The following is a 19,733-nucleotide window of genomic DNA, read 5'->3' as shown; positions in this document are numbered from 1 at the left end:
TAAACGGCCCATATTGTCAAGCAGTTTCCCAGGAAGTTATAGTTTGTTTAACACTGCCGGTCCCGGCGTGCCGGCACTTTACGGCAGGGCCAAAAAGGTCTATGCTGTACGTATGATATATATGATTTTGTTTTCATAAGGAGATGAATCGTATGACTAACGAAGAACTGACGCACAGGGCCGCCGAGGTGCGCTCGTACGTCGTCAAGATGCTGGCTGCTGCAGGCGCCGGCCATCCCGGTGGTTCTCTGTCTATCGTCGAAATACTGCAGGTATTATACGGCGAATTCATGCATGTCGATCCCCAAAAGCCCCATTGGCCTGACCGGGACCGGCTCATCCTGTCCAAGGGCCATGCCGCACCGGCCCTCTACGCCACGCTTATGCTGCAGGGCTTTTTCCCGGAAGCAGAGCTTTGGCAATTGCGCCAGTGCGGTGCTATGCTCCAGGGCGTACCGGATATGAACCGCACGCCGGGCATCGACATGTCTACAGGCTCTCTGGGCCAAGGCCTGTCGGCCGGTAACGGCATGGCCCTCGGCGCCCGTCTCGACCATGCCGCTTGGCATACGTATGTCCTCTGCGGCGACGGAGAAATTGAAGAAGGCATTGTCTGGGAAGCGGCTATGACCAGCGCCCACTTCAAGCTCGATAACCTGACGCTCATCATCGACCACAATAAGCTGCAGCTAGGCGGCACGACGGAAGACGTTATGAACATCATGCCTATCGACGCTAAATTCCGCGATTTCCATTGGCACACGATTACCATCAACGGCCACGACTTTACGCAAATCAAAAGCGCCTTGCAGGAAGCCCTGGCCCACAAAGGCCAGCCGACGGTCATCATTGCCGAAACGGTCAAAGGCAAGGGCGTCGATTTTATGGAAAATAACAAGGAATGGCACAATAAAGCCTTAGATGCCAAGGATGCCGCAACGGCACTGAAGGAACTGGGAGGTGAAGGCTGATGGCACAATCAACACGGGATGCATACGGTCATGTCCTGGAAACGGAAATCTATAAAAATCCGGACGTCGTCGTCGTCGATGCGGATATTGCTTCGTCGACACGGGCAGAAAAGTTCAAAAACAAGGCACCGGAACGGTTCTTCAACGTCGGCATTTCCGAACAGGACCTTCTCGGTACGGCAGCCGGTCTGGCCGCCGTCGGCAAGATTCCTCTGGCCGGCTCGTACGCCCTCTTTACCGAACGGGGTTTTGAAATTACACGTAATTCCATTTGCCTGCCCAACCTGAACGTCAAGATCATCGTCAGCCACGGCGGTCTCACCATTGGCTCCGACGGGGCCACCCATCAGGCCGTAGAAGACCTGGCCATTATGCGCAGCCTGCCCAACCTGACGGTCATCAATCCGTCTGACGCGTGGGAAACGGAAGAAGCCGTCAAAGCCGCCATTGCCCACAAAGGGCCGGTCTACATCCGCTTGGGCAAGGACGCTGTACCGGATATTCATGAAAGCGGCAGTACCTACCATTGGAACAAGGGGGAAATCCTCCGTGACGGTTCAGACGTAGCCCTCATCGGCACAGGCCGCATGACGGCAGAAGCCTTGGCAGCAGCAGACACGCTGGCCCAAGAAGGGATTCAGGCAATGGTCATCAACATGCCTACGCTAAAGCCCATCGATGCAGACCTCATCGAAAAAGCAGCCCGCCAAACAGGCTGCATTGTCACGGCAGAAGAAGCCTCCGTCATCGGCGGCCTGGGCTCGGCCGTAGCCGAAACGCTGGTGCGCCGCTATCCTGTCCGCCAGGAATTCGTCGGTATTCAGGACACCTTCGGCGAATCGGGCTCATCGGCCGACCTCTTAAAGAAATACGGCCTCACAGCAGCGGATATCGTCGCTGCCGCCCACAAGGCCAGGGAAACGTAATTGCCTGTAACAGACAAAAAGACCGGAATCAAACACGCGATTCCGGTCTTTTTCTTATCTATCCCGCCAAACAGTACACGCTGCTAAGGTACGGCGCGGCCGTGGCGCCGGCTCTTCTGCCGCTACGCCGACAGCCAGGGCGGCGACGAGTTCGCCGTCCGTTTCCAGCCAGTTGCGGAGCTCCCCATAGGCAAAGTAAAAGTCACAAATCCACAGGCTGCCATAGCCCAGGGAGGTAGCCGTCAGTGTCATATTCTCGATAGCCGCCCCGATGGACTGGACATTACAAATTTCAGAGATGCGGTCTTCCGTCTCTAAGGGCTGATGGATTTCAAAGCCCAGCGTATTGACGACAAAAATGACGGCACCGGCCTGATTCATTATGTCCCGCGTCTGTCTGGCGCCGGCCAAATAGGGTGCGCTTTCCGGCAGGAGCGGCGTCTGCGCTTCCCGGTCGAGGCCCAGGCCCATGACGGTCACCATTTCGGCCTTAGCCGCGCCTGTGACGACGATAAAGTGCCAGGGCTGCCTGTTTTTGGACGACGGTGCCAGGATGCCGGCTTCAATGATTTCCTCGAGCACTGCCCGGGGCACAGGGGTGGCCGCATACTTGCGGATACTGCGGCGTGTTGTAATTTCTTTGATCATGCCAGGTCCTTTCCAAAAAATATCCCTGCCACAGTATAGGGCAGGGAGAAAGACGCTTAGAATTCTTTGACGAATTTTGCATGCGTGTGTTCCATGCCTTCCCGCATATAGAAGCGGTGGGCATCGACGCGGATATTACGGCTTGTCACTTCAATGAGAACGCACTGGTGTTCCTTGGCAATCGCTTCGGCTGCTTCCAGCATACGGGCGCCTGTTCCCTGGCTGCGTACGTCAGGCGTAATAAAAAATTCCAACACTTCTGCTACATTGCCGCCGTGATGGAGCTGCCGGTCAAAGCGCATATTCAGGACGCCACAAACACGGCCGTCCAGTTCGCCTAAGAGACAGTAATAATCGTTGTCGTTCAATTGTTCCTTATATATCTGGGCAAACGTATCGTAATCCAATTCATGGCCTACAAGGGCGCTGATCAATTCATGGACGCGGTCGAGGTCTGCTGCTGTACTTTTCCTTAACATAAGGCACCATCCTTTCCTAACCAGATCATCTGCGTACTGGTTCTCTTCTTATTATAGCAGGAAAGACGCGTTTTTCTCTGTTCTCTGCCATAGAAATCTGCTATTGCATATACCAAAATTGCAAGAAGCCCGTTTTCCCATGCTACCATTCGTGCTATAATTAAAAACACCGTATACTTTTATCACACCATGACAATCGAGGTTTTTCGTATGAAAATAGCATTTTTTGATTCCGGCATGGGCGGCCTCAGCGTACTGCACCACGCCATGAAGGTATTGCCGCACGAACAATTTATTTTCTTTGCTGACGAAGATAACGTGCCCTATGGCACCAAAACGAATGAACAAGTATTTGACTACGTCAGCCAGGCCTTCTCCTTTCTCATGACCCAGGACGTCAAGGCCATCGTCGTCGCCTGCAATACAGCGACGAGCGTAGCCGTTCAGGCCCTGCGCCACCAGTATTCCATCCCCATTATCGGCATGGAACCGGCGGCGAAAAAAGCGCTCGATATGGATAAAAACCGCAACCGCGTGTTGGTCATTGCTACGCCGGTCACGGTCCGCGGGCACAAGATCAAGGAATTAATTGAAAAGTACGACACAGAAAGCCTGGTAGACCTCTTAGCCCTGCCAAAGCTCGTTGAATTTGCCGAAAAGGGTGATTTCTCCTCTCCTGCTGTAGAACAGTATCTGCAGGAACAGTTTGCTCCCTATGATTTCAGCAAATACGCCAACCTGGTATTAGGCTGCACGCATTTCAATTACTTTAAGGAAACACTGCGCCGCATCCTGCCCGATCAGGTCCGCTTTGTCGACGGCAACGAAGGGACCGTGCGGGAATTGATCCGGCAGCTAGATTTCCATAAAGGGCTGGAATATCTGCCCCAGGAAGTAACGTACTACTATTCGGGCCATAAAGTAACCGATCCGGCAGAGCTGCAGCGGATCCAAGGCTTTTTAGACCAGCTGGAAAAGGTCTATACCATCGAATAAGACAGCAAAAGAAAACAAAAACGACAACGGACGCGTTCTGTTGTCGTTTTTTGTTGTCGTTTTTTATGTATGCCCTGCCGTATGGCTTTCCCGGATCACCAGCCGGGCCGGAGCCCCTTCCGGCGCATAGAGCGTCGCTTCTACGCCCAGGGGCAGGAAGGCTTTATCCGGGCCGTGTCCTACAGGCAGGCCGCGTACAGCCGGTTTACCAGCGAGCTTAGCATAATAGGCCAATACCTGGTCGGCTGTAAAGTCCCCCGGGTCATGGGGACAATCGATAAAATCACCATAGACGATGGCTTCTACGCGCTGGAGCAGGCCGTTTTGCCACAGCTGGTTGAGCATGCGGTCCAATCGGTACGCATCTTCGCCAACGTCCTCGAGGACCAAAATGGCACCGTCTCCTTTTAACTCATAAGGCGTTCCGGCCAAGGAAGCCACGACAGTCAGATTGCCGCCAATGAGGCGGCCTGATGCCTCACCTGGTACGAGCGTCGTCAGCTGCCGGCCTGGCGGGAGTTTCACTTCCCCAATAGGCGCCGTTGCCGCCAGCCCTTGCTGCAGCTGCTGCTCTGAATAGGAGCGGTCATCATGCAGGGTGACCAAAAGGGGGCCACTGACCGTAACTAAATGACTCTTTTCATAGAGAGCCGCCTGCAGGGCCGTAATATCGCTAAAGCCAATGAGCATTTTGGGGTGAGCGGCAATCATGGCGTAATCCAGCTTGTCCAGGATGCGGGCACTGCCATAGCCGCCATTGAGACAGAGGATAGCCTGAATCCGGTCATCGCGAAAAAAGTCGTTGACGTCACGGGCCCGGTCAGCATCGGTACCGGCAAAATACCCGGTCTGCGCCAGGGCGTGCGGAGCCAGCTGCACGCGGTAGCCCAGGTGCTGCAGGGCCTGTATCCCCGGAGCCAGATCGATTCCCTCACTGTGCGTGGCCGGTGCGACGATGCCGATCGTAGCACCGGGCTGTAAGGCCGGGCCTTTACTCATAGGCATTGCCGCCAGTGACAGAGAGCCGGCCAGGGTCAGGACCGCCGCCAGGACAAAGGCTGCGAGCCCTCTCATTTCACCGGTGCCTGCGGGCCTCTGTAGTAGCGCTGCATGCCCGTTACGTAATTATTATAGTCATTCAGGTACTTACCGGTCTTTTCTTTATAACACAGGTTGACTGTCACATAGTCTGCCAGCTGGCCATGCTGAATGCGCTTGCTCATGGGGATGGCCGTCCACGAATGGAAATTTTCTTCGTAAATCCAGGCCTGTTTACCGCTGTCGATCTTATAGGTAATCGTATAAATTCCTGCGATTTTTCCCGAATCCTCTTGGGAATTGAACATATTGACCGTAAAAACCCATTCGCGGCCATTATCTTCTACAGTCTTCAGGGAGCTGAGATCGACGTAAACCTCATAGCCTAAGCCGAAATTGACAGGCCGGTAGTTGGGGTTCTCTGCCAAGGGGCTGTTAAAATACGCCTGCGCCGGCAGCCCCGGTGCGGCAAATACGCCTAAGCCCAACAACAGGGCTACGAGTAATTTATGATATATTTTCATGATTATTCCTCCTTCTCATATATTGATAATTCCATTCGTATGTCTGCATCCGCAAAGGGCGAATCATTGGCAGGCGTACGGTAAAAGCCGTACTTTTCGTACAGATGGATGGCCGGCTGCAGAATATGGCTCGTATAGAGAACCAGCTTTTCTGCCTCCCTGGCACGGGCCCTTGCCAGCAGATGCTCTAAGAGGAGACTGCCTACGTGCTGGCCCTGACAAGCCGGTGTGACGGCGAATTTTGCCACCTCGTACACAGCCGGTGCATGCGGCACGAGGGAGATCGTACCGACATTCTTCCCGCCCAGGCGGGCAAAGAAAATATCGCCGCCTCTGGCGATGACGGCTTCACGGGGATGCTCCATGAGGGCCAAATCCCCCGGCTCAATGCTCAAAAACCGTTTCAGCCATTCTGCTGCCAGGTTGTAATAATCCTGCTGGTAGTCATCTTGCCAGCCGACGATTTGTACGTCATTCATATTCCTTCCCTCCTTCTATCCAGTATAAGGAAAAAGCAGAAGGCCTGCAAGCCTCGTTCCCGTAGGAACAGGCTGCAGGCCTTCTTTTTCCGCATGCCTATCAGGCTTCTGCTTCCGGTACTGCTTCTGCTGCGGCTTGTTTCTTTTCGTACGTGCCGCGCAGGATGTTCATAAATTCTTCTCCTGTAATCGTTTCTTTTTCATAGAGATATTTTGCCAGTTCATCGAGCTTATCCCGGTTTTCCATGAGGATCTTTTTCGCCCGGGCGTGCTGCTCTTTGACGAAGGAAACGACCTTGGCGTCAATATACTTCTGCGTTTCCGGTGCACAGGCCAGGGACGTATCGCCGCCCAAATACTGATTGGTCACCGTTTCCATGGCGACCATATCGAATTCGTCGGACATGCCATAGCGCGTAATCATGGCCCGGGCCAGTTTCGTCGCCTGTTCAATATCGTTCGAGGCACCTGTCGTAATCTGGCCGAAGACCACTTCTTCTGCAGCCCGGCCGCCCGTAAAGGTAGCAATCTTGTTTTCCAGTTCTTCCTTTGACAGGAGGTACTTATCCTGCTGGTCGACCTGCATGGTATACCCTAAGGCACCAGACGTACGGGGAATAATAGTGATCTTCTGTACCGGTGCCGAATGGCTCTGCATGGCCGCTACCAGTGCATGGCCAATTTCATGGTACGCTACGATTTTCTTTTCTTCATCTGACAGGATGGCGTTCTTCTTCTGATAGCCGGCAATGACGACTTCAATGCTTTCTTCCAGGTCAGCCTGCTTTACTTCGTCGCGGTGATCACGCACGGCACGCAGGGCCGCTTCGTTAATGATATTCGCCAGCTCGGCACCAGACGCGCCGGCAGCCATGCGGGCAATGGTATGAAAGTCGACATCAGAAGCCAACGGAACGTTTTTAGCGTGGGACTTAAGGATTTCCTGACGGCCAATGAGGTCCGGCAATTCGACCGGCACGCGGCGGTCAAAACGGCCGGGACGCAAGAGCGCCGGGTCCAGCGATTCCGGGCGGTTCGTGGCAGCTAAGATGACGACGCTGTCATCGCCGTTAAAACCGTCCATTTCTGTCAGCAGCTGATTCAGTGTCTGTTCCCGTTCACTGTTACCCATAGCATTGCCTGTACGCTTTTGGCCAATGGCATCGATTTCATCGATGAAGATAATGCACGGTGCCTTTTCCTTGGCCTGCTTAAAGAGATCGCGCACCTTGGAGGCGCCCATGCCGACGAACATTTCTACGAATTCCGACCCGGCAATGGGGAAAAAGGGAACACCGGCTTCACCGGCTACGGCCTTCGCCAGCATCGTTTTCCCCGTGCCCGGAGGACCGACGAGGAGGACCCCTTTCGGCATCTTCGCCCCTATTTTGGCATATTTATCAGGATGATGGAGAAAATCGACAATTTCTGAAAGATTTTCCTTGGCTTCATCTTCTCCAGCTACGTCATCGAAACGGATGCCGCCCTTGGTAGAAGGTACGTACACCTTCACCTGATTTTTCGAACCGAACATGAGGGAATTACCGCCACCGCGGTTCATAAGACGACGATTAAAGTAGTAGCCAATACCGAAGAAAATAAGGATTGGCAAAATCCAGGCGATGAGGAACTCTGTAAAGGGAGAATCCTGTTCCTTAATGACCTGGTCAAAGGATACGTCTGCCTTATGGAGGCGTTCTGTCAGCTGCGGGTCATTGACGACACCGGTACGGTATTCCTTCCCATCTTTATCTTTGAAGAGAATCTGATTGGTATCTATTTGTACGCTGGAAACTTCTTTATCGTCGGTCATGTTCATGAAGGTCCCATAATCGACCTGCTTGATGCTCTGCTGGTCATAATAGGGCTTGGCAATGGCATTGAAGATGACAATTACGGCCAAGGCGACGATATAGTAGAACAGCATAGGTCTTTTCTTTTCATGTACTTCTTTCATAATTTACACTCCTTCCTCTCTTGTTTAATTATAATCCTAAAGGCGAAAAGATGATATACTCATACTCTCATTTTACAGCAAATAGTTCTGAAATAATTCTTTCTGCGGCAGGCGGCCGAAAAAAATACCCCTAACGGAGAGGAGCGGATTTCTCTTTCCGTTAGGGGTATGCAATTACATCTGCTTAGGCCTGTTCGCGCCAGCCCGACATCTGGGCAGCAATGCGGATGGCCTGTTCAAAGGAGCTCGGTTTGGCAATGCCTTTACCGGCAATATCAAAGGCCGTGCCGTGTTCCGGTGTCGTAATGGCATAGGGCAAGCCACCGGCAACGGTAACGCCGACGTCAAAGGCCAAGAGCTTCGTTGCAATCTGGCCCTGATCATGATAAAGGGTAACGACAGCGTCGTATTCGCCTTTGAAAGCATGCATGAAAATGGTATCAGCCGAAACCGGGCCAACAATATCTTTGCCCTGGCTCTGCAGTTCCTGTACAACCGGTGCCAATACGTCTATTTCTTCTGTGCCACAGAGGCCGCCTTCACCGGCATGGGGGTTCAGGGCTGCCAAGGCAATACGCGGGTTGTCATAGCCGGCTCTTTTCATCGTGCTGTAGGTCAGTTCGATCGTTTTTAGTACGTTTTCCTTCGTAATGTACTTAGGTACATCGCGGAACGGAATGTGCGTCGTTACGCGGAAGGTCCACAGGTTGTTCATGACATTGAGGATGCCGCGGGGCTTATCCAGCCAGTCCAGGCACTGGGCAAAGAGGACGTGTTCGTCTTCTACGTGGTAGCCGCCCAATTTGAAGGCCTGTTTGTTCAGAGGACCAAAGACGAAGCCGTCGATCTGGTGCTGCTTTAAGAGATCCATGGAATAGACGAGCGTATCGCCTGTTACCTTACCGGAAGCGGGATCTACTGTGCCGATTTTGACCGTTTTCGGATCGATGTTCTTCAAATCAATAATCGAAATAGGGCCATCCCAATCGACCTGGTCTACGCTTTCTACACACGTAAAGGGAAAATCGACATGAGAAATTTCCATCCCCTGGCGAAGTACACGGGCATCGCCAATCAAAACGGGACGACAATATTTATACGGAACCTTATCTGCTACCAGTTTAGCTACCAATTCCGGACCTACACCTGCTGTTTCACCTAAAAATATACCTATAATCGGTTTCATTCTGTTCCTCCTAAATGCTTTTTATTGCTACCGCCCGTACAGGGCAGCCTTCAACCCCGACCAGTTTGAGCGGTAACGCCATAAATGTGATTCTATCTTGCTTAATCTGATCCAATCCGGCCAAATACTCAATCAGGAACACACCTTTTAATAAAAGTGCGTAATGTGTTGTAGATGCGCTCATTGGCAAGCAACCTTTATACGTTGCTGCTTGTCTTAAAATCTCATCTTGCGGAAAATCAAAGCCAACTGCCTTAGGCGACTTTGCAAGGAGCCAGTTTGCAGCTTCTTCACTGACGAAAGGAGCGTCTGACCAGTATTCCTTAGACTGCACATCGCGTTTTTTATCCCAACACGTCTTGAGGAGAATGATATCTCCTGCTTTTATATCTTTTGCGTGTTCTTCTAGATCCGTTGCAGTAATCTTATGCCCTGCATCTACAAATGATAAATCTATAATTGAGGCACTGCCGGAATATGTATCAACAGGCAATTCATCCAAGGCAGGCGCTCCGCCGGGTTTACAATGCAGCAACGTATCTACATGGGTAAACGCATGTGCCGGCAAGGTCATAACAGACGATCTAAAATCATCACCATTTTCCAACGTATTTTTTAATGTTTGTTTATATCCCCAACGCCAATGGTCTTTAATGGGAAATGACAAGTCAATTAATTCCACACCAAACATCTCCTCTATTGTAATTCCACCTTACCAGTTGCCTTACGAGCTGCACTAACTTCGGTTTTACCAATATCTTTTTTCAGTAATAATAAGAGTAACGGAGCAATGATAGAGGCCGTAACAAGGAATACCATGCCACCTAAAGAGCTTCCGGTTACAGTTGTAAAATAACCAAATAACCACGGGCCAAAGAAACCACCCAAGTTACCGACAGCATTAATTACCCCCAGTGTTACAGCTAATACATCGGCCGTTAAAAAGGTTGTCGGAATAGCCCACCAGATCCCGTAGTAGCACTGAATAAGACCGCCACAGCAAATCAAGGAAATTACAGCAGCTGTTACATTGCCGGTGCTTGCTAAATAAGTAGAAAGCAATAAGAACAATGCAGAAGATACAGCCGGTACAATCATGTGGAAACGACGTTCCCCTGTTTTATCAGAATGACGGGAGTTTAACATCAGCATAATCATTGCAAAGAACCAGGGAACGGAGGTTAATAAGCCAACGAGCATTTGGCTGCTTCCAGTCAAATCACGCATCATTGTAGGCAGCCAAATGGAATATCCGGCAAAACCCGTTTGTGTAAGGAACCAAATGGCAATTAAGATAATAACATTTCTTGTTTTTAACGCATCTTTAATGGACATGCCTTTAGTTGCAATTTTAGATTCTTCCTTTGCTGCAGCATTCATCAGATAATCGCGTTCTTCTTCAGAAAGCCACTTTGCATCTTTAGGATGGTCAGTAATGCATAACATCCAAATGATGCAGAAAATAATCGGGAAGGCACCTTCAATCCAGAACATTTCTCTCCAGGTAGCATAGGTAAGAATAAATCCGCAAATTGGCGACATGATCATGGCTGCAAAAGGAATAGAAAGCATCCAGATCCCATTAGCTCTCGCCCGTTCATCAAACGGGAACCACCGTTTTAACAATAAGACAATTGCCGGTAAAATACAGCCTTCTACAAAGCCAATCATAAAACGTACGATTAATAATTGCGTAACATTTTGGATAAAACCGGTTAAGCCTGCAAAGAGGCCCCAAGCGATCAAGGCAACGGCAATTAATTTTTTCGCGCTCCAGCGTTCAGCCCAAAGGCCACCCGGAACCTGCAAGAATAAATAACCAATAGCAAAAATCCCACCTGCTAAGCCTGCATAGGTTGCACCAATCCCTAAATCGGATTCCATTCCGGGAAATGCAAAACCAATATTGTTTCGGTCAATCATATTAATACAATACATCAGGAATACTGCGGGCAGTATTCTAAACCATCTCTTCTTCGGAACTGCATTCATACAAATCTCTCCTCATCTCTTATAAATACTATAATGGCTTGAACAATAAAATCGGTCTGCATGAGTATCTCCTCTACTCACGGTCCGTAACGTTACACTTTTCACATGAAATTTTTGTGCCAATATTTATCCTAAGTGATTGGTCATGCGCAATTAGCATTCATTTTAATATATCTCCTAGTATTTTTGAATACTACGTTAAATAATTAACATAAAGTCAAGTCATCTTGCTGTTTTCTATGAGCAAAAATCATTTTTCAAAACGATTCTATCTATGCCTTTGCCTCATTCATGTTTCATTCATCTTTCATTTGAACTATTTTATTTCATTAGTTTCATGTATTTGAATTATTGTTTTTCATTTTTTTACTATTTTAGAATCCAATAAAAAAATTATAGAGCAAATTCCAAGTTAGCCGTCTCTATACTTGGAGTTCGCTCTATAAGATAATTTCTTCACAATATATTTAATGACCAAAGAGATTTACATGAATGTATCCCCGCCTATAGAAGCGGAGGCTTCCTCCTGTTACGGGAACAGTACAGTAAAAAGAAACTACGGCGACTTACGTGCTCTCATCAGACGTATATTCCCGTACGCCACTGTATTTTTACGAGATTGCTTAGACAAATCCCCTCTAGTTTCTTCTCAACTATTTACCAGCATCACTTAAACTGTTTCATCTTCCGCCACAACGTCGTACGGCTCATGCCCAGAAGTTCTGCCGCTTTGCCATAATGATAATGTGTTTTTTCCAGGGCTGCCCGGATGCGTTCGTATTCATCCATGCCTGAGCCGGGAAGCGCTGTTTCTGATTCAGGCATGGCAGCTTCTGCCTTAGTATCTGTTTCTACGGATACCGCTTTGGCCGCGTTGCCGTATACGCCGCCCGTGAGGGCTACGCGCAGGTCGCTTTCCTGCAATTCCCGTCCTTCTGTGAATACGGCGACACGTTCGGCTACGTTGTAGAGTTCTCTAATGTTGCCGGCCCAGGGCTGCTGCAGGAGGCATTGTTCTGCCTGGGCTGTCATACCGTTCCAAATGATGCCATTCCGGTTATAAATGGTCGTAAGGAAGCGCTTAAACAGCGTCACTACGTCCGTTCCCCGTTCGCGCAAGGGCGGCAGGACCAGGTGCAGCGTATTGAGGCGGTAATAGAGATCCAGACGGAACAGGCCTGCCCGGCTCATTTGGGCCAAATCACGGTTTGTCGCGGCGATGACCCGCACGTTGACCGGAATAATCTGGTCGTCGCCAACACGCATGATTTCGTGTTCCTGCAAAACGCGCAGGAGCAGGCCCTGCATGCGCGGCGAAATTTCAGCAATTTCATCCAAAAAAAGGGTACCGTTGTGGGCCGCTTCGAAAAGGCCGATTTTCCCGCCCTTACGGGCATCCGTAAAGGCGCCTTCTACGTAGCCAAAGAGTTCACTTTCCAGGAGGTTTTCCGATAAAACAGCGCAGTTGATGGCCACAAAGGGCTCATTCCGCCGCCGGCTGGCGTTATGAATGCTCTGGGCAAACAGTTCTTTCCCGGTCCCCGTTTCCCCATTGACGAGGACATTGGCATCGGACTTGCTGTATTGTTGTGCCAAGTGAATCGTATCCTTTAACGCAGGACTATCGCCAAAAATATCGGCAAACGTCGCCTTGGCTACATGGCCTTTTTTATTTTTCTTACGCCGTATTTCGTTGCCCAGATTTTGTACCTTCAGGACCGGCTGAAAAGCCGCCACGGCACCAATGGTCTGTTCACCAGCCTGCATAGGGACGCAGTTCAGGTTAATATCCTGGTCGTTCACGCGCACGATGTGGTTGAGCACGGGCTGGCCCGTTTCTAGAACCATTTGCAGTGGCAATTGGGGCAATAAGGAGACGAGGCGCTGGCCGCCACATTGTGGCGAAAGGCCTGTAATATTGGCAGCTTCCCTGTTGATCATGAGGATTTCACCATTGCGGTCGACGGCAATCATACCATCACTCGTATAGTTTAAAATAACCTGAAACAGTTCGGCCCGCCGCCGTTCCTGCAGGGAAAGGTGATAGGCTCGCTTGGCTTCTACCAGGGCCTGATAGACCGCTTCCTTACCGGAGCTGATGCGCACGACAGAAAAACCCAGCTGACGGGCAATGATCGTCGCCGTTACGCCGCCTATGACGGCGCGGATACCCTGGTCGCGCATGCGCACTAATTGCGCGTGAATTTCTTTTTCTTCATCGGCTTCTGCCGTCACCAGTTCTACCGGGATCAGCTGGGAAATATTTTGGGTGCCATAAATCATTTCCTGCGTGCCAATAAAACCGATGCGCCCGTCACCATATTCTTTTTTACAGGCCAGCGCCGCCCGCATGATGTCATAGCCACTGATTTTTAATTCCGTTACCGGCACGTGGTGCAGTATTTTCTTCAGTTTGCGGTACGTAGCGCCGCGGGCAATGACGACATCACCGGATACGGAAATGTCGCCTAAGATCTGCGTGCCTAATTTTAAAATCGTTTCCAGCTGCCACGCTTCTGTATCCTGCTTTTGCTGTTCCACAAAGGTCTGGGAGACGACATCCTTCATTTCCATATATGGCAAGAAAAATGTGATTTTCATACTTGTTTCTCCTTACTTACATGTTTCCTGCCAGCCTGCGCTTAGCGGCAAAGATTATTCCGTACGTTGACGACGAAATCCTGTACATTCGTCACGATGGAGCTGACACTGAGACTGCCCCGGTCGCGCAGCTTATTGACGGCAAATTCCGAAATATCGACACAATAGAAATACGTTGGCCGCACGTGTCCGTCGACGACCCGATAGGACGGGAACATATTGCCCGTAGCAATGGAGTGCAGCATCGTTGCCATGCAGATGACCGTCGTGGCATTGCGGATCATATCACGCATAGCATTTTGGGCTTCATATACGTTGCCAATGACTTCCGGCAGCGGCCCGTCATCACGGATAGACCCGGCCAGGACAAAGGGAATGTGGCAGCGGTCTAATGCGGCAATGATGCCGTTATCCAGCTTTTCCTTTTCAATAAACGTATGGATGGAGCCATACTGGCGCACCTTGTTGATCGTATCCAAGTGGTTATAATGGCCTAAGGGGGCCAGCTTTTGCGTATACACATCCTGTCCTAAGGCAGTGCCCAAATAGGCGGCTTCCAGATCGTGTGTTGCCAGGGCATTACCGGCCATGAGGCCGTCGACATAGCCGGCCCGGACGAGATCGGCAAAGGCTGCCCGGGCATCGGCATCGAACGCGCAGGCCGGCCCCATGACCCAGACGATTTTCCCATGCTGCTTTTCATACTCAAGCAGTTCATAGACAGAATCGTAATCTTTAGAATAGGCCGTTTCCCGCGAGCGGCCGGTCCGGAAGATAAAGGAATCATCCGTGTCTTCCCGGTCTGCCGAAAAGCCTGTATCATGGACGTAGATTCCTTCTTCGCCCCGTTCCTTACGGCCAACGACGACGAGATCGCCCTTTTTCAAATTGCGGAATTCGACGACGGCAATGCGGCCGCCGGCATAAACAGGTACACAATCCATGCGGCTTTCTTCTGCCAATAGCCACGTGCCGTGGACTTTAAAATATTCCGGGAAAATCGACATGGAATGGTACCGGTCCGGTGCCACACCATCCCGCGGTGCCGGTACCAGCGTCACATCAGGCGCATCTGTAAATAATGGCAATGTAAAATCCGGTGCTGTATACGAAGGCATAGACCAAGTCATAGTAATTCCCCCTAACGACAACTTCCCATAAATAACGATATATGTGTTCTTTATTTATTCTATCACGCTCCGGTAAAATCAACAATGACACAGTGCGTTGACAAAAATCCACCTCTTTACAAGGCTAAGAACGTCTTTTATAATAAGGCGTAATCAGAAAAAAAGGAGGTTCTCATGGCCGAAGAACATGTAAAGCGTGGTTTCATTTGTGCTACTGCCGGTGCCCTCAGCTGGGGTATGTCCGGTACGTGTGGCCAATACTTGTTTACATACTATACAATAGATGCCCTGCTGCTCACCAATATGCGTATGATCGGTGCCGGTGTCGTACTGCTGGCGTTGGTCTTAGGGCTGCAGCGCCCGACGCTGGTTCACGTCCTGCACAGCCCGCGCGATATGCTCCATATCGTTATTTTTGCTGTTTTCGGGCTTATTACCTGCCAGGCTACCTATCTTTCCGCTATTGAATACGCCAACGCTGGCACGGCAACAGTATTACAATCACTCAACGTCGTGCTCATGTCGACCATTGCGGCCATCCACCTCCGCCGTCTGCCCAATGCCTGGCACATGCTGGCCATCCTGCTCGCCTTAGGCGGCGTCTTTCTCATCGCTACAGGCGGCGATTTCCACCACTTGATTATTTCACCGCTGGCCCTGGTCTTTGGCTTTGGCTCGGCTGCCTGCTCTGTTTTGTATACGATTTTGCCCAGCGCACAAATCCGCAAATGGGGCACCTTGCCGGTCAACGCCCTGGCCATGCTGATCGGCGGCATGGCCTTAGGCCTGATCATCACGCCGTGGCGCGCCTCGCTTAATCTGGATTTCTCCGGCTGGATGGCCATTGCCTTCATCGTCCTCATCGGCACGGTTGCTTCGTTTACCTTATTTTTGCGCGGCGTCGGCGATATTGGCCCCGTAAAGGCCACCTTTATCGGTACCTTAGAGCCTTTATCGGCTACGGTTTGCTCGTTTCTTCTCCTCGGTACGCCCTTTACGGCAACGGATATTACAGGTTTTGCCTGCATTCTGGCTACGGTGTACTTGGTTACCATGAAAACAGCCTGAGGTCATTCTCAATTTTATTTTCAATTTCATTGACACGCTCCCAGGGCTGCTATATAATAGCTGTATTGCTTCAAGGGAGTAATCAGTACATACACATGTACAATAGTATCGACATCCTGGTGTATACACCCGGTGCTATTTGAAATGATGAGACTTGGAGACAGTATTCTTGCTGTCTTCAGGTCTTTTTTTTGACAGAAAACGAGGGAGATATTGTGACTACACTGGAATTATTCATTCTGGCTTTGAGCCTCTCTATGGACGCCTTTGCCGTCTCTGTCTGTAAGGGCCTGTCCCTAGGGCAGACAAGAGTCCGGCATATGCTCATCGCCGGCGCCTGGTTCGGCGGCTTTCAGGCCCTCATGCCGACTATAGGCTACTATTTGGGCAGCTTCTTTTCCGCCTATATCATGCGCTACAACAGCTGGATTTCCTGTCTCATTCTCGTCCTCATCGGCGCTAACATGATCCGCGAGGCCGGTGGCGAAGAAGAGGAAAATGCATCTCTCGCCGCAGGTACCATGTTCTTCCTGGCCATTGCTACGAGCATCGATGCCCTGGCAGTGGGCGTGACCTTTGCCTTCATGGGCGTTTCTATCGTCTACGCCGCGGCCTGTATTGGCCTGACGACCTTTGTCTGTTCGGCTGTGGGCATCAAGGTCGGCAGTCTCTTCGGCCTGCGTTATAAGGCCGGTTCGGAACGGCTGGGCGGTATCGTCCTGATTCTCATTGGCCTGAAGATTCTCTTCCAGGGGCTGGGACTGATCTGATCCGTATCTCGTGGTAAAAAAGACCGTATAGGCAGCACTGCTGCGCTGCCTATACGGTCTTTCGTTATGCTTTTCTAATTGCCGCCTGCTGCGTATCCCAGAGGACGATATGGCCTTTTTCAAGGGACGCCTGCACGTCAATGGTGCGCTGGTTGCGCGAGCCCTTAAAGAGGAGGGTAACGTCCTTTTCTGCCAGGATAAATTCGCCGTCTACGAGGACGTCGATGTACGACAGGAGTTCCTTCGTTTCCCGTACAGTATGTGCCATACGGCCCAGGAGATCCCGGTCGAAGAGATAGCCTGTAAAGCACCAAATATCCTTTTGGGGATACTGTGCCTTAACCTGGCGCAAGAGCGGCAAAAGGCCCTTTTGGTTGACCGGCTCCATAGGTTCGCCGCCTAAGAGGGTCAGGCCCTGGTAGCAGTCTTCACCCAGTTTTTCCAGGAGCTCCCCTGCTACGTCTGCCGTAAATGCCTGGCCGTAGTCAAAGTTCCAGGTCATCTCGTTGAAGCAGCCCGGACAATGGTGGGTGCAGCCTGAGACGAAAAGGCTCAGACGCACACCGGGACCATTGGCTATATCGTATTCTTTAATTTCTGCGTAATTCATGGTTCATCCTTTAGAGATGGAGAACGCGGTCTTTGATTTCCTGGGTCCGGCCCTGATTCCAGAACTGGGTGCCAATGTAGCCGCACGTACGGCGGGCTACAGACATTTTTTCCTGATCGCGGTTACCGCAGTTCGGGCATTCCCAAATCAATTTTCCCGTTTCATCTTCAATAATCTTAATTTCACCATCGTAGCCGCAAACTTCACAATAGTCGCTCTTCGTGTTCAATTCGGCATACATGATGTTGTTGTAAATATATTTCATGACCGTCAGGACGGCAGGAATATTATTCTGCATATTCGGTACTTCTACGTAGCTGATGGCGCCGCCTGGCGAAAGACGCTGGAAATCGGCTTCAAACTTCAGCTTGTGGAAGGCATCGATCGGTTCCGTTACGTGGACGTGGTAGCTATTGGTAATGTAGTTCTTGTCCGTTACGCCTTTGATGATGCCAAAGCGTTTCTGCAAGGCCTTGGCAAAGCGGTACGTCGTCGATTCCATAGGCGTGCCATAGACGGAATAACTGATGTTTTCGGCATCGCGCCATTCCTTGCACTTGTCATTCAAGTGCTGCATGACCTTGAGGGCAAATTCGCGGCCTTCCGGCGTCGTATGGGATTTGCCGAGCATGCGCATGCACATTTCATAGAGGCCGGCATAGCCCAGGGAAATGGTCGAATAGCCGTTGAAGAGCAGGCGGTCGATGGTTTCGCCTTTCTTCAGACGGGCCAGGGCGCCATACTGCCAAAGGATCGGTGCTACGTCAGAAACGGTGCCCAAGAGGCGTTCATGACGGCAGCGCAGGGCCCGGTGGCAGAGATCCAGGCGTTCGTCCAAGATCTGCCAGAATTTTTCCATATCGCCGTAGGACGAGCAGGCTACGTCGACGAGGTTGATCGTGACGACGCCCTGATTGAAGCGGCCATAGAATTTATGCGTACCGTCAGCCTTGCGCTGGGAATCTTCGACGGTCAGGAAGGAGCGGCAGCCCATGCACGTATAGACGTTGCCCTGTTTCAGCTGTTTCATGATTTTCGCCGAAATATAGTCCGGTACGAGCCGTTTGGCCGTGCATTCGGCAGCCTGTTTGGTCAGATACCAGTACGGTGCATCTTCTGAGATGTTATCTTCATCGAGGACGTAAATCAGTTTCGGGAAGGCCGGTGTAATCCAGACGCCCTTTTCGTTTTTGACGCCCTGCATGCGCTGGCGCAGGACTTCTTCGATAATGAGGGCCAAGTCGTCCCGCGTCTGTCCTTCCGGTACTTCGTCGAGATACATGAACATGGTGACGAACGGTGCCTGGCCGTTACAGGTCATGAGCGTAATGAGCTGGTACTGAATTGTCTGGATACCGCTCTTTACTTCTTCCCGCAGCCGGCGGGCCACGATTTTATGAATGACTTCCGGATCCATGCTTTCGCCACAAAGCTTGCGTTCTTCTTCAACCTGGCGGCGGATCTTTTGACGGCTAATGTCGACGAAGGGTGCCAAATGGGCTAGAGTAAAGGACTGGCCGCCATACTGGTTGCTGGCCACCTGGGCGACGATCTGCGTCGTTACGTTGCAGGCCGTAAAGAAGCTGTGCGGTTTTTCGATGAGCGTTTCGCTGATGACCGTGCCGTTTTGGAGCATATCTTCCAAATTGATGAGATCGCAGTTGTGTTCCTTCTGGGCGTAATAATCCATGTCGTGGAAATGGATAATGCCCTGTTCATGGGCGCGGACAATATCTTCCGGCAAAAGGACACGCCGGGTCAGGTCCTTACTGACTTCGCCGGCCATGTAGTCGCGCTGTGTCGAATTGATGACCGGGTTTTTATTGGAATTTTCCTGTTTGACTTCTTCATTCATCTGTTCAATGAGGGCCAGGATGCTGTCATCTGTCGTATTGGTCTTACGGGAAATTTCCCGTTTATAGCGATAACGTACATATTTCTGGGCCACTTCGTAGCCGCGCATTTCCATAATGCCCTTTTCTACCATATCTTGTATATCTTCTACGTTGATGGCATGGGGCAGGGACGAAATATTCTTGGCAATCGTATCGGCAACGGCCCGGATTTGATAGGGGTTCATTTGATGAACATCGTCTACTTCATTATTGGCCTTCGTAATGGCATTGATAATTTTCTTAATATCAAAGCCTACTTCCTGGCCATTCCGTTTGATGACATTGACCTTTACTTGTGCATTTTCCATGGGTTCCATCTGCTCCATTACCAATCTCCTCATTTCCTTTAAAAATTCATAATCTTCTTATCTTATACCAAATATGGTTATTATCTTTATCCGTACATACAATATATAGTGTTTGGTGACGTGTTCTATGATACTACAAAATAGAGGAAATGGGA

General features: G+C 50.6%; 18 protein-coding genes. 5 read left to right on the top strand and 13 right to left on the bottom strand.

What is annotated here, in order from left to right:
• Positions 1 to 143 precede the first annotated feature (143 nt).
• Together H8J70_RS06375 and H8J70_RS06370 are read left to right on the top strand one after the other, a co-directional pair.
• The gene (locus H8J70_RS06375; protein ID WP_281386270.1) at positions 144 to 971 is read left to right on the top strand and encodes a transketolase; all 828 of its coding nucleotides are present in this window, start codon (positions 144 to 146) and stop codon (positions 969 to 971) included.
• On the top strand, positions 971 to 1,897 hold the full coding sequence (locus tag H8J70_RS06370; RefSeq protein ID WP_186503023.1) for a transketolase family protein: 927 nt from the start codon (positions 971 to 973) through the stop codon (positions 1,895 to 1,897). Before H8J70_RS06375 ends, H8J70_RS06370 begins: the two co-directional genes overlap by 1 nt.
• 54 nt (positions 1,898 to 1,951) lie before the next feature.
• Here H8J70_RS06370 and H8J70_RS06365 read toward each other — a convergent pair whose 3' ends face one another.
• Both H8J70_RS06365 and H8J70_RS06360 read right to left on the bottom strand, forming a co-directional pair.
• On the bottom strand, positions 1,952 to 2,545 hold the full coding sequence (locus H8J70_RS06365; protein WP_186503022.1) for a nitroreductase family protein: 594 nt from the start codon (positions 2,543 to 2,545) through the stop codon (positions 1,952 to 1,954).
• Positions 2,546 to 2,601: 56 nt separating this feature from the next.
• Positions 2,602 to 3,024 carry a GNAT family N-acetyltransferase gene (locus H8J70_RS06360; RefSeq protein ID WP_186503021.1) on the bottom strand — a complete coding sequence of 141 codons (423 nt, stop codon included), beginning with the start codon at positions 3,022 to 3,024 and terminating at the stop codon, positions 2,602 to 2,604.
• A gap of 210 nt (positions 3,025 to 3,234) precedes the next feature.
• On the opposite strand from H8J70_RS06360, the gene murI reads away from it, so the two are divergent.
• The gene (murI, locus tag H8J70_RS06355; protein ID WP_186503020.1) at positions 3,235 to 4,020 is read left to right on the top strand and encodes a glutamate racemase; all 786 of its coding nucleotides are present in this window, start codon (positions 3,235 to 3,237) and stop codon (positions 4,018 to 4,020) included.
• Between the two features lie 63 nt (positions 4,021 to 4,083).
• Here murI and H8J70_RS06350 read toward each other — a convergent pair whose 3' ends face one another.
• The 9 genes from H8J70_RS06350 to H8J70_RS06310 form a co-directional block, all read right to left on the bottom strand.
• A complete protein-coding gene (locus H8J70_RS06350) occupies positions 4,084 to 5,094 on the bottom strand; it encodes a S66 peptidase family protein (RefSeq protein ID WP_246415291.1) in 1,011 nt (336 codons plus the stop codon).
• The gene (locus H8J70_RS06345; RefSeq protein ID WP_246415290.1) at positions 5,091 to 5,582 is read right to left on the bottom strand and encodes a hypothetical protein; all 492 of its coding nucleotides are present in this window, start codon (positions 5,580 to 5,582) and stop codon (positions 5,091 to 5,093) included. Before H8J70_RS06345 ends, H8J70_RS06350 begins: the two co-directional genes overlap by 4 nt.
• A gap of 2 nt (positions 5,583 to 5,584) precedes the next feature.
• Positions 5,585 to 6,061, bottom strand: a complete 477-nt coding sequence (locus H8J70_RS06340) for a GNAT family N-acetyltransferase (protein WP_186503019.1) — start codon at positions 6,059 to 6,061, stop codon at positions 5,585 to 5,587.
• Between the two features lie 100 nt (positions 6,062 to 6,161).
• Positions 6,162 to 8,018, bottom strand: a complete 1,857-nt coding sequence (ftsH, locus tag H8J70_RS06335; RefSeq protein WP_186503018.1) for an ATP-dependent zinc metalloprotease FtsH — start codon at positions 8,016 to 8,018, stop codon at positions 6,162 to 6,164.
• A gap of 184 nt (positions 8,019 to 8,202) precedes the next feature.
• Complete coding sequence (locus H8J70_RS06330) at positions 8,203 to 9,204, bottom strand: PdxA family dehydrogenase (RefSeq protein WP_186503017.1); 1,002 nt, start codon at positions 9,202 to 9,204, stop codon at positions 8,203 to 8,205.
• 10 nt (positions 9,205 to 9,214) lie between these two features.
• Positions 9,215 to 9,886 carry a cyclase family protein gene (locus H8J70_RS06325; RefSeq protein ID WP_186503016.1) on the bottom strand — a complete coding sequence of 224 codons (672 nt, stop codon included), beginning with the start codon at positions 9,884 to 9,886 and terminating at the stop codon, positions 9,215 to 9,217.
• Positions 9,887 to 9,900: 14 nt separating this feature from the next.
• A complete protein-coding gene (locus tag H8J70_RS06320; protein ID WP_186503015.1) occupies positions 9,901 to 11,196 on the bottom strand; it encodes an MFS transporter in 1,296 nt (431 codons plus the stop codon).
• Positions 11,197 to 11,862: 666 nt separating this feature from the next.
• Positions 11,863 to 13,797 carry a sigma 54-interacting transcriptional regulator gene (locus H8J70_RS06315; RefSeq protein ID WP_186503014.1) on the bottom strand — a complete coding sequence of 645 codons (1,935 nt, stop codon included), beginning with the start codon at positions 13,795 to 13,797 and terminating at the stop codon, positions 11,863 to 11,865.
• Positions 13,798 to 13,838: 41 nt separating this feature from the next.
• A complete protein-coding gene (locus tag H8J70_RS06310) occupies positions 13,839 to 14,927 on the bottom strand; it encodes a putative NPN-dependent ornithine cyclodeaminase (RefSeq protein ID WP_186503013.1) in 1,089 nt (362 codons plus the stop codon).
• A 174-nt stretch (positions 14,928 to 15,101) separates the two neighbouring features.
• Between H8J70_RS06310 and H8J70_RS06305 the strand changes: the two genes are divergently transcribed.
• Positions 15,102 to 15,995, top strand: coding sequence for a DMT family transporter (locus H8J70_RS06305; RefSeq protein ID WP_186503012.1), 894 nt, complete (start codon positions 15,102 to 15,104; stop codon positions 15,993 to 15,995).
• A 215-nt stretch (positions 15,996 to 16,210) separates the two neighbouring features.
• On the top strand, positions 16,211 to 16,765 hold the full coding sequence (locus H8J70_RS06300) for a manganese efflux pump MntP (protein WP_186503011.1): 555 nt from the start codon (positions 16,211 to 16,213) through the stop codon (positions 16,763 to 16,765).
• Between the two features lie 64 nt (positions 16,766 to 16,829).
• On the opposite strand, the gene nrdG is transcribed toward H8J70_RS06300, so the two are convergent.
• Together nrdG and nrdD are read right to left on the bottom strand one after the other, a co-directional pair.
• Positions 16,830 to 17,375 carry an anaerobic ribonucleoside-triphosphate reductase activating protein gene (gene nrdG, locus H8J70_RS06295; protein WP_186503010.1) on the bottom strand — a complete coding sequence of 182 codons (546 nt, stop codon included), beginning with the start codon at positions 17,373 to 17,375 and terminating at the stop codon, positions 16,830 to 16,832.
• A 10-nt stretch (positions 17,376 to 17,385) separates the two neighbouring features.
• Positions 17,386 to 19,596 carry an anaerobic ribonucleoside-triphosphate reductase gene (nrdD, locus tag H8J70_RS06290; protein WP_374048464.1) on the bottom strand — a complete coding sequence of 737 codons (2,211 nt, stop codon included), beginning with the start codon at positions 19,594 to 19,596 and terminating at the stop codon, positions 17,386 to 17,388.
• Positions 19,597 to 19,733: the final 137 nt, after the last annotated feature.

It is taken from the genome of Megasphaera hominis (genome assembly GCF_014269395.1).
Lineage (GTDB): Bacteria > Bacillota > Negativicutes > Veillonellales > Megasphaeraceae > Megasphaera > Megasphaera hominis.
Note: the sequence above shows the minus strand (reverse complement) of the source record. Positions and strands in the feature narration are given on the sequence as shown.